Raw genomic sequence first — 9,691 nt, forward strand, 5'->3', positions numbered from 1 at the left:
GATTTCTCACTCACTGAAGGCATCGATCAAAACCTGGTGGCTGATCTCTGGTGTCATGTCGCCCCGCTCCGAGAGCTCGGTCATACCATGGGCTTTCAACGCCTCGACGATGTCGGCCACCTGATTTTCTTTGACCCCGTATTGATCCAGTCGCGTTGCAACTCCCAGACTTTCGAAAAAGGCTCTGGTCTGGGCGATGGCCTGATTGATGCGCTCTTCCTCAGAGCCGTCGACGATGCCCCATACTCGCTCGGCGTACTGCAGGAGTTTTTCCCGCTTCTGCTCTTTACGGAGTTTCCAGACCGACGGCAGGATAATGGCGAGACTCTGCCCGTGATCGATGCCGAACATGGCGGTCAGTTCGTGCCCAATCATATGGGTACTCCAATCCTGGGGAACGCCCACGCCAATGTAGCCATTCAGCGCGGAGGTAGCCGCCCAGACCAGATTTGCACGGGCATCGTAGTCCTCCGGGTTGGCCAGGGTGACCGGGCCCACCTCGATCAGGGTCTTGAGAATACCTTCAGCGGTGCGGTCCTGAATCTGCGCGTTGACCGGATAAGTTACATACTGTTCAACCACGTGCACGAAGGCGTCGACCACGCCGTTGGCGACCTGCCTGGTGGGCAGGGAGAAGGTCAGCGACGGGTCCAGGAACGAGAACGTCGGATACAACAGCGGGCTCATTACCGGCCATTTCCCGCCCTTATGGGAGACGACGGCGCCCATGTTCATTTCAGAGCCTGTCGCCGGCAGGGTGGCGACGGTGCCGAGTGGCAGTGCCTGTTCCACTGGAAGGCCGGCAAAGCCATGCTCCAGCAGACTTTCCTCGTCGCCCTCAAACGGCGCAGCCGCGGCCACGAACTTAGTGCCGTCCATCACCGAGCCACCGCCAACGGCCAGCAGGAAATCGACGCTTTCCCGGCGGACAAGATCCACCGCTTCCATCAGGGTTTCGTAGCGCGGGTTGGGCTCAATGCCGGCAAACTCGAACACCGTCCGATTACCCAGGCCGGCCAGAACTTTATCGAGGGTACCGAACCGCTTGACGCTGCCGCCACCGTACAGAACCAGCACCCGAGAATTCTTGGGAATGAGCTGATCCAGCTCCTGCAGACGGTCTTTGCCGAAAACAATACGGGTTGGATTGTAGAAATCGAAATTTTGCATAATCCTCTCTCCTCATCAAAGCGTGGAGAGATTGTATCGCCGCAAGACCAAATCAGAATGGGCATTTCGATCACTGGCATGCCTTTTCCTATCATTAACGACACGACTAGGCATTTTAATGCATCGCAGGTAAGATGGCGTCTTCACCCATTCAGGAGACCGACCGATGCCCACACTCGCCCAACTGCTGGCCCCACTTGCAGCGACCGAGGGCTACAACCCAACACCGATTGAGGGCGTCGGGGTCTACCGAAGCAACGAAACCACGGGCAGAGAGCCGCTCTGTTACAGCCAGGGCATCATTATCATGGCCCAAGGCACCAAACGGGTGTTTCTCGACAACCAGGTGTACGAGTACAACCCCGACAACTACCTTGTGCTGACCCTACCCACGCCCGCTGACTGCGAGGCAATCACGCCACCCGACGGTCCCCTGCTCTCCCTGGTCATGGACCTGGATCTGTCGGCATTGCATGAGCTGGTGCGGATTTTTGATGAGTGCCGGCAGACCGGCGGCGCCAACGCTCCTTCGTTGAATGCGCACACCTTGTACGTGGCTCCGGCCACTCGCGCCTTCAACGCCAGCGTGGTGCGGCTTGCCGAGGCGCTGAATGACCCGCTGGCGGCCAAGGCCCTCGGACCGGGCCTGAAAAAGGAACTGTTGCTGCACGCGCTCCGGGGCCCGAACGGCGCCTCGCTGGTAGATCTGGTGCGGCATAACACCCAACTTTCCCGACTGGAGCCGGTGCTCAAGCACGTTCATGCGCACTTTTCGGAACCGCTGGATGTCGAACAGCTGGCCGCTCTTGCCAACATGAGTCCGGCGACCTTCCACCGCAATTTTCGGCAGGTGGCTGCGCAGTCCCCCATCCAGTACATCAAACGCATCCGGCTCACCCGAGCCCGGGAGTTGCTTTCAGATCAGGGTGTGAAGGTGAGCCAGGCCGCATCCCTGGTGGGCTACGAAAGCGCGAGCCAGTTCAGCAGGGAATTCAAGCGGTTTTACGGGCAGCCACCACAAGCGGTCACTATGGCGCTGCAAACCACCGCCTGAAACGCTGCATCGACTCAGACAGCCTTCAGCTGGTGCCGTCCACAGGGAGAATTGACCATAATGTCATGCCACCGTTCCTGGAGCAGATTCTCCATCTTCTCCCGGAGCCAAACGACTCCGGGGTCGCGGTCATGACGGGCGTGCCAGATCAGGTATAGACTCGTCGGATCGACGTCGAAGGGAAGCTCACCCATCCATAGGCCGTTCACGAAACCACAATCCTGGCTGATCAATTCTGGGACAGCAGCAATGAGGTTGGTTTCTCTGAGTACTACCGGAACTGTTGAGAAATGATTAACAGTCGCCGCTATCCGGCGGCTCATACCCTTCTGATCGAGATAGCTGTCCACGAAGCCATGGGCATCGCCTGACATACTTACCAGAAGATGTCGCGCCTCAAGGAATTCTTCCATGGTAATCTGTCGACCGGCCAGCGGATGGTCGGCGCGCATGGCGAGCACGTAGCCCCCCTCGAAAAGCCAGGTGCTTCGCAGGCTGTAATCGTGTTGAGATAAAACGCCCACCGCCACATCAACATGGGCTTCTCTCAGATCGGCGTGGGTGCCTTCGGGTGTGTAAGGCACCGCGTGTACATCAACACCGGGCGCTTCGCTTTCAAGCATTTGCACCAATTGACGCCAGATCATTTCAACAATGGCATCCGTGACCGCAACACGAAAGGTGCGGTTTGACGTGCTCGGATCAAACTGGGTTGCGCTGACCGCGTTGGTCAGTGCAAACATGTGATCGCTGACCTGGTCCCAGAGGCTTAATGCATAGGACGTGGGTTCAATCTGACGCCCTTTTCGCACAAAAAGAGGATCGTTCCAGATCTGACGCATTCGCGATATAGCATTGGAAACCGCCGGCTGCGTCATGGCGAGCCGGTCTGCTGCGCGTGTCACCGACCGCTCGGTCATGATGGCGTCAAAAATATACAACAACTGTAGTTCTTGTGTTTTCATTCCATATACCTGGGGCGATTGAACCGGCATAAGTCTGGCCCGGATTACACACAACCGCAATTGCGGTATTCCTGTAGACCTTTTGCCGCCCACAGAACGCAGAAAGCCTCCGCTAGGGAGGCTTTGGTTCCGGTTTACAGATGTCCTTTTACAAAGGTTCTCAGTTCACCCAGGCTTCCGGCTCCGGTTTTCTGGGCGATCATTCCGCCGTCATCAAAGAGAGCCAGCGTCGGAATGCTCCGGATACGCATTCTTGCAGTAATCTCGGGGCTGTCGTCCACGTTGACCTTGGCGATGGTTAGCGCCTCGCCGAACTCATCGGCGATCTCCTCTAGCATTGGTGCAACAGTTTTGCATGGCCCACACCACGGTGCCCAGAAATCCACCAGCACCGGCTGCTCGCTTTGCTCGACCGCTTCTTTAAAGTTTGTATCGGTTACTTCGATGATCTTGCTCATTTCACAGTCTCCTTTGCCCTGTGGGTTAGTGAAAGAATGAGGCCTTCACGGGGTTAAAACTAATTCCGGTGCGGTATATGTTCCATTCAGTGATCTGATGAATGGTCACCGGCGGCCTTCACAGCCGCTTGCTAAACACAATGCCACCCCAGGCGAGCGTGCGGTTTCCCGTACCAGATTTAATTTCGGAGCTTTGAACTCGCAGCACGTAACTGATTTCGCTGCCGCCGAGAAAACTGTGGGTGTAGCCTCCCCAGACTTCAGCCAGCAGAATGTTCAGATCATTGGCGGTCAGCTCGTGGTCTGAATCGCGAAACTGCCCCTGAAGAAATGCGTTGTACGCCCGCGCTTTTACGGACAAACCGCCCCAGAAATAGCTCTCACTGCCACCTGGTGCCGAAACACCCGGCGCTCGTTCGCCATAAGCCATCAGCTCAGGGTTAAAACGGTTGTCTGGCGAGGAAATCAGTCCATCACGGAACACCAGCGCCGCGCCGAATTCCGTCAAATAGCCCACTGATCCAAAATAGGTCACTTTGTATTGCTGATCGGGTTGGCTGGCGTCCAGGTACTGGTGATACGCCGCTGAGTATCGGAACGTCGGCTCACCGCCCTCCGAGATCTGATGATCCCATCCGTTTGCGCGATCGCTACCCACCACCTTGTGCACAGCATTTTGCCCGGCTTTGAACGCGTCGAGCCCGAGAATCCCGACGGTCATCGACGTTGTCCAACCGGAGCCTGCACCGGGGGATTCATAACTCTGGCTAGACGACATATAGACCAGGCTGCTGTATGGCCGATCACTTCGATCAATGTCCGATGCGCTGATCTCCTCAGGGGTAAAACCATAAGCACCGAATTCAAGCGCGGCGCTTTCGGGGATTTCGACGCTGCCCCCCACAATAGGTAGCAACAAACCGTCCAAGCCTTGGCTCACCTGGGACACGGGGTTATCAATGAATTCTTGTGAGTTGGATGAATAGGTAATGGCGAGACCCGCTGTATAGTCTCTGTCTGTTTGTGTCGGCGCAAACAGGTCATTGTCTGTCGAAAGCGCAAGTACCGAGTCGCCAGGCTCTGCGTGCGCAAAAGGAGCGAATACAACTGTTGCGAGGGAAGCAATTAGTAAACGACGAAACATAGCCAACTCCGAATTCAGATCGGTCGAAAAGTTGGCTGCTATTTTTCAAGTAGCGGGCTGGCAGGACTAATTATGGATTGATATTCAAAACATCATTGAGGGTTATGTATAAGCATAAATACGGCCACTAAATGTGCGGTTGCGCGTTAGTTACATCACGGAAAATGATGTTAGCCATACCGTTTAAGAATTATTCCTTCGGCAGCCTTCGCCTCCATAATTCTCCCATCTGATGCCCGAACAGCTTTTGCCGCGGGATCAGCTGAACCCACTCAATGTTTGGAGAATTGAAATGCGTAAAGCTGCACTGATTACCCTGGCTTCACTCATGGCTGCGACTGCCCTTCCCGCTCACGCAACTCTGGCAGACCGAAAGTCAGACCAGCCGAGCACCGAAGAGGCCCATCCCGCGCCCTACAGCGGCCAGGTCGTTATTCGTGGTGAAATTCAGGACCGGAACGCGAACCATGAAAACGCAGAGCCGGCCCCTTACAGCGGTCAGGTTGTTATCCGTGGCGAGGTGCGCTCCGAAAGCCACGGTTGAGGCATTCCTGTTTCAGAAGTTTCATTTGCGTCTTGGCACCAGGGACGGTGCGTTTTTATCAGCTTTCTCTTCCTACCTGCTCTCTTGTTCAGTGATTCTGTTCGGCAACTTCAATCGCGAGTTTGCCGGAGAAGCGCTTGGTCATAAAATCTTGCTGAGCCGTTACCACATCACGCAGAGCGTATCTTTTCGCTACTACGGGCCGGATTACATCCCGCTCAATGTAGCCAATCAGATTCTCGAACACCTTTTTGGGCTGCCAGGTGGAACCCAACAGGCTCAGATCTTTCAGGTACAGAGTACGAACATCCAGCTCCACCATTGGCCCTGCAATGGCCCCCGAGGCGACGTAACGACCGCCTCGGCTAAGCACCTCCAATAACTCCGGCCACTGCGGGCCAGCGACCAGATCCGCCACTACCTGAACGCTGTCCTGCTCCAGTACTTCCAGCAGCGATTCCCCCCTGGGAACGACCTGGTCAGCGCCCAGCAAACGCACCTCGTCGAACTTGGATTCACCGCACACGGCGATGACCTCGGCACCCCGGCGTTTCGCCAGCTGAATTGCTGCTGATCCAACGCCGCCGGAAGCGCCTGTGATTAGAATCCGTTCTCCGGCTTTCAGGTCGGCTCTGTCCAGCATGCCTTCAGCGGTTGAGTATGCACAGGGAAAAGACGCCAGCTCGGTGTCGCTCAGTGTGCTGTTAACCGCAAACACTTCGCTGGATCTCGCCACGGCATACTCGGCGTAGCCGCCATTGCACTCGGAACCAAATGTGATGAGGTTGTAGGAGGACGGGTTATCAGGCGACTGTTGCATGGGGCGAACCAGCACTCGCTCGCCGATCCGTCCCCGGTCCACTGCCTCACCGACCGCAACGATGGTTCCGCACACATCGGCTCCCTGAATACGCGGAAAGCTCAAGGGCTTTCCGGACCAGGTACCGTCTTCCTCGCTGGCCGTCTCAAATCCGGATGCCGCTCCTTGATCCGTTCCCGTTGTCACGCCCTTGGAATACCAGCCTGTGCGGGTATTTATGTCGGTGTTGTTAATGGCACTAGCACCGACCTTGATAAGCACCTCTCCCACCCCGGCCTTGGGCACGTTAAGGTTCTCCCGGAATTCGAGTTTATCCAAACCGCCATGCCCGGTGAGAACAACTCCTGTCATGGTCTCAGGGATATCGATGTGATTCATGGTGTCATCTCCTCGTTCGTGCCAGACCCATTGGCCTGATCACTAAATCGTCAATTGCAATGAATATGGCGACATCATAAAAGTGCAGAGTAGTTCAATCAAACGAATATTGCTGATATGATAATTTAGGTTTTGTGATACATGAACGAAGACGAATCCTATGAAACCCTTACTGGATCTGGACCTATTGAACACCTTCGCCGCCGTGGTAGAGGCAGGCGGTTTTAAAGAGGCATCGAGTCGCTTGTACCGCTCGCAAGCAGCTGTCAGCATGCAGATCAAGCGCCTGGAAGAACAGCTGGGGCAGCGACTTCTTGAACGGAGTAACCAGGGCATCAAGCTTACGGAGCCCGGTAAAACGTTGCTGAGTTACATTGACAGACTGCTGCGTCTGAACAATGAGACGCTGAGTGCGCTTAGCGCGGAGCCCCTGCGAGGGCCGGTGCACTTCGGAATACCCACAGATTATGCCCACCCGTTCCTAAAGCAGTTCATTCCTCGCATTCGGAAGGCCTTTCCCGAGCTGGTGCCCCGGATTACCTGTGGCCGCAGCCGTAAACTCCGGGAACTGGTAACCACCGGGGATCTGGATGTGGCCATTGTTACGGGCGAGCCTCAGTTCTCCCCGGAGAAAAACTTGTGGTCGGAAGCTCTGTACTGGTATGCCCCGGCCGGGCTACCGATCAATACAGAGGAGGCACTCCCGGTTGCCTTGCTGGAAAGCGACTGCGCGTTGCGGGATCTCGCTGCCTCGGATCTGAGGCAGTCCGGCTTGGACTATCATCCGGTACTGACCAGTTCGGACATGGCAAACCTATACTCGGCGGTCGAATCTGGACTGGCAGTGGCCCTTTTGCCAGAGTCGTCGATTACGTCCTCAAGGGTTCGCCCTTTCCAAATCGATCAGCTACCCGGGCAAAGGCTGCTGACCATGAATATAATTGACGCAGGCACCCTGAGCCCCAATTTCATGCAGCCCCTTCAGGAATGCGTCTTGTCGGCTGCCCGGGCCCTTGTCAGAGGTTGATGACCAGGCACACAGACCAAGCCGGTATGACTGAAAAAACCAGGGCACACCCCGATATTCTTTAAATACTTCGCCTCTCCGCGATCAGTAGGAACGGATCATTGGACATCAGGTGCCAATGTTATTAGATGATCGCGAGGAGGAGGCATCGAGAATCCTTTTATTTAGAGTAGTTGGGAAGGCGTAGGCGGTCGCAAAGCGAACATTCGGATAAGGCGACCAATGCCAATGGAGTTGTCTCCGTTTTGGACTTACCGCGATGCATATGACACACCTCAGCCTCAAACGGAGGCCTTTTCAAAGGCCTCGGGACTAACGGGATTGGTTAAGTGACAGCACTGCTGAACATTCCGTACGACGAGAGACCAAATAACGTGAGTGGTAGGACAATATATGCAACTGCATCAGAATACCCCCAACGAGACTCGCGCTTGCGTTTTGAACGCAGCTTGCAAACGGAATATCCGAATAAGGCAAATATGCACGCCCCAGCGTAAGGCATCCAAACTACCTCCTCAGAAGCCAGCAACGACACCGGAATTAGGGGAGACAAGCACCATAGAGTTGCTACGAAATGGGCTCCATCTACCAACTCAACGACTCTGCTCATGTCAATTAACGCCTTGCGCATCAGTTGGAAGTCCATGGCGAGGTTGATGCGTTGGTTAGGTTTGGTCATTTCTTGATATTGAGCGAACATAATTATAAAACTCAATGCTACCCGCCATATGAAGGAAGCATTCAACTTTTTGTCCCTTCGCCCCGACTATTTTAAACGAGGACCCATACCGGCCACGGCTTATGGACACGACTTCCGAAAGCGGTAATCTGACTCTTTTGCCGAAAGCTGATTGGTAGTAAATCATCTTTTCATCGAACCAAATTTTTCGACGAAAGACCTCATTCAAGCTCACTAGCCCTACTCCGACGATAGAGAAAAGAAACCAGTAAACTACTTGAATAACTCTCTCTTCTTGAATTGCAGAATATAAAACAAGGGAGAAAAACAAAGTGAATACGATCACAACTACCTTGAGTACCCAGCCATATTGAACAACCAGCCAACTTCTATCTATCGAAACCTTACCGCTAAGTATAATCCAAAAGAACACAATTTGAGCAAGGAATAGAAGTACATTGTAGAGATACTCCATTAAAACACCTAACGAATGATATAAGCTTCCCCTGCTCCCCAGGCATCGATGTGCCACATTGAAGGTGTCTGACGTCTTCAGCCAGAGCAGGAGGGGTTGTAGTGGTTCAATGATTCCGGACACCAACGTAGGTGGTAATATCGCCACCATAAACGAGGTGTCTGATGACCAGAAAGCGACGTTCTTTTTCTCCTGAGTTCAAACAGGAAGCAGCCAGCTTGGTGCTGGATCAAGGTTACACGATTCCCCAGGCGAGCGTGTCTCTGGGAATTGGTGAAAGTGCTATCCGGCGCTGGGTTAACCAATTGACCGAGGAGCGTGACGGTGTCACCCCGAAGGGCAAGGCGTTAACCCCGGAGCAGCGCCGTATTCAGGAGCTGGAAGCCCGCTGCAAGCGCCTTGAACAGGAGAAAGACATACTAAAAAAGGCTACCGCTCTCTTGATGTCGGACGACATGAATCGTACGCGCTGATAGACCAGTTGAGTGAGCGAATACCTGTTGAAATGGTCTGCAATGCGTTTGATATCAGTCGTTCTAGTTACTACGAATACCGCCAACGGCGGAACCGTGTGGATGTTGAGCGTCTGGCCCTGAAGGCCCAGGTAAACCGGCTGTTCACGAAGAGCCGCAGCTCTGCCGGCAGCCGGACAATAAAGGGCTTACTCAGCGAAGAAGGCATTGTCGTCGGGCGCTTCAAGGTTCGACGTCTGATGAGCGAGTTGGGGCTGATCTGTAAGCAGCCAGGCCCTCACGCTTACAAGCAGGCCACGGTCGAACGACCGGATATCCCGAACCACCTGGCCCGCGAGTTCACGGTAGACCGGCCCAATCAGGCTTGGTGTGGTGACATCACCTACGGTGTGCCCGGGGTCCAGGGCGAGGATGGAAGCACAAATGGACCACGAGTCTATCTGGAAAATTGAACCGGTAATTCAGGAGGAAGTAACCAATCAATCCCACCCACTGTGAGGGTGG

9 protein-coding genes and 1 pseudogene are annotated in these 9,691 nt (G+C 54.6%); 4 read left to right on the forward strand and 6 right to left on the reverse strand.

The window, feature by feature from the left end; translation table 11 throughout:
* Positions 1–6: 6 nt before the first annotated feature.
* On the reverse strand, positions 7–1,170 hold the full coding sequence (locus AC13DD_RS03275) for an iron-containing alcohol dehydrogenase (protein WP_008172264.1): 1,164 nt from the start codon (positions 1,168–1,170) through the stop codon (positions 7–9).
* A 166-nt stretch (positions 1,171–1,336) separates the two neighbouring features.
* Between AC13DD_RS03275 and AC13DD_RS03280 the strand changes: the two genes are divergently transcribed.
* A complete protein-coding gene (locus AC13DD_RS03280) occupies positions 1,337–2,224 on the forward strand; it encodes an AraC family transcriptional regulator (RefSeq protein ID WP_008172262.1) in 888 nt (295 codons plus the stop codon).
* Positions 2,225–2,238: 14 nt separating this feature from the next.
* On the opposite strand, the gene AC13DD_RS03285 is transcribed toward AC13DD_RS03280, so the two are convergent.
* From AC13DD_RS03285 to AC13DD_RS03295, 3 genes are all read right to left on the reverse strand, one after another.
* Positions 2,239–3,189 (reverse strand): LysR family transcriptional regulator, encoded by a 951-nt coding sequence (locus AC13DD_RS03285; protein ID WP_008172260.1) that lies wholly within the window; start codon positions 3,187–3,189, stop codon positions 2,239–2,241.
* A 134-nt stretch (positions 3,190–3,323) separates the two neighbouring features.
* A complete protein-coding gene (trxA, locus tag AC13DD_RS03290; RefSeq protein WP_008172259.1) occupies positions 3,324–3,647 on the reverse strand; it encodes a thioredoxin in 324 nt (107 codons plus the stop codon).
* A 118-nt stretch (positions 3,648–3,765) separates the two neighbouring features.
* Positions 3,766–4,791 (reverse strand): lipid A deacylase LpxR family protein, encoded by a 1,026-nt coding sequence (locus AC13DD_RS03295; protein WP_008172257.1) that lies wholly within the window; start codon positions 4,789–4,791, stop codon positions 3,766–3,768.
* A gap of 292 nt (positions 4,792–5,083) precedes the next feature.
* Between AC13DD_RS03295 and AC13DD_RS03300 the strand changes: the two genes are divergently transcribed.
* Positions 5,084–5,335, forward strand: a complete 252-nt coding sequence (locus AC13DD_RS03300) for a hypothetical protein (protein WP_008172254.1) — start codon at positions 5,084–5,086, stop codon at positions 5,333–5,335.
* Between the two features lie 88 nt (positions 5,336–5,423).
* Here the strand turns inward: AC13DD_RS03300 and AC13DD_RS03305 are convergent, their stop codons facing one another.
* Complete coding sequence (locus AC13DD_RS03305; protein WP_008172251.1) at positions 5,424–6,533, reverse strand: alcohol dehydrogenase family protein; 1,110 nt, start codon at positions 6,531–6,533, stop codon at positions 5,424–5,426.
* Between the two features lie 160 nt (positions 6,534–6,693).
* On the opposite strand from AC13DD_RS03305, the gene AC13DD_RS03310 reads away from it, so the two are divergent.
* Complete coding sequence (locus AC13DD_RS03310) at positions 6,694–7,560, forward strand: LysR family transcriptional regulator (RefSeq protein WP_008172249.1); 867 nt, start codon at positions 6,694–6,696, stop codon at positions 7,558–7,560.
* Between the two features lie 665 nt (positions 7,561–8,225).
* On the opposite strand, the gene AC13DD_RS03315 is transcribed toward AC13DD_RS03310, so the two are convergent.
* On the reverse strand, positions 8,226–8,864 hold the full coding sequence (locus tag AC13DD_RS03315) for a DUF6560 family protein (RefSeq protein ID WP_288944919.1): 639 nt from the start codon (positions 8,862–8,864) through the stop codon (positions 8,226–8,228).
* A gap of 14 nt (positions 8,865–8,878) precedes the next feature.
* On the opposite strand from AC13DD_RS03315, the pseudogene AC13DD_RS03320 reads away from it, so the two are divergent.
* Positions 8,879–9,573, forward strand: a pseudogene (locus AC13DD_RS03320) (IS3 family transposase); the annotation flags it as partial.
* Between the last annotated feature and the right edge of the window lie 118 nt (positions 9,574–9,691).

This window comes from Marinobacter sp. L-13 (assembly GCF_056857715.1).

Coding starts and splice junctions, on each gene's coding strand:
- AC13DD_RS03315 (WP_288944919.1), bottom strand. CDS start 8,864: ATGGTGGCGATATTACCACCTACGTTGGTGTCCGGAATCATTGAACCA.
- AC13DD_RS03295 (WP_008172257.1), bottom strand. CDS start 4,791: ATGTTTCGTCGTTTACTAATTGCTTCCCTCGCAACAGTTGTATTCGCT.
- AC13DD_RS03300 (WP_008172254.1), top strand. CDS start 5,084: ATGCGTAAAGCTGCACTGATTACCCTGGCTTCACTCATGGCTGCGACT.
- AC13DD_RS03310 (WP_008172249.1), top strand. CDS start 6,694: ATGAAACCCTTACTGGATCTGGACCTATTGAACACCTTCGCCGCCGTG.
- trxA (WP_008172259.1), bottom strand. CDS start 3,647: ATGAGCAAGATCATCGAAGTAACCGATACAAACTTTAAAGAAGCGGTC.
- AC13DD_RS03280 (WP_008172262.1), top strand. CDS start 1,337: ATGCCCACACTCGCCCAACTGCTGGCCCCACTTGCAGCGACCGAGGGC.
- AC13DD_RS03275 (WP_008172264.1), bottom strand. CDS start 1,170: ATGCAAAATTTCGATTTCTACAATCCAACCCGTATTGTTTTCGGCAAA.
- AC13DD_RS03285 (WP_008172260.1), bottom strand. CDS start 3,189: ATGAAAACACAAGAACTACAGTTGTTGTATATTTTTGACGCCATCATG.
- AC13DD_RS03305 (WP_008172251.1), bottom strand. CDS start 6,533: ATGAATCACATCGATATCCCTGAGACCATGACAGGAGTTGTTCTCACC.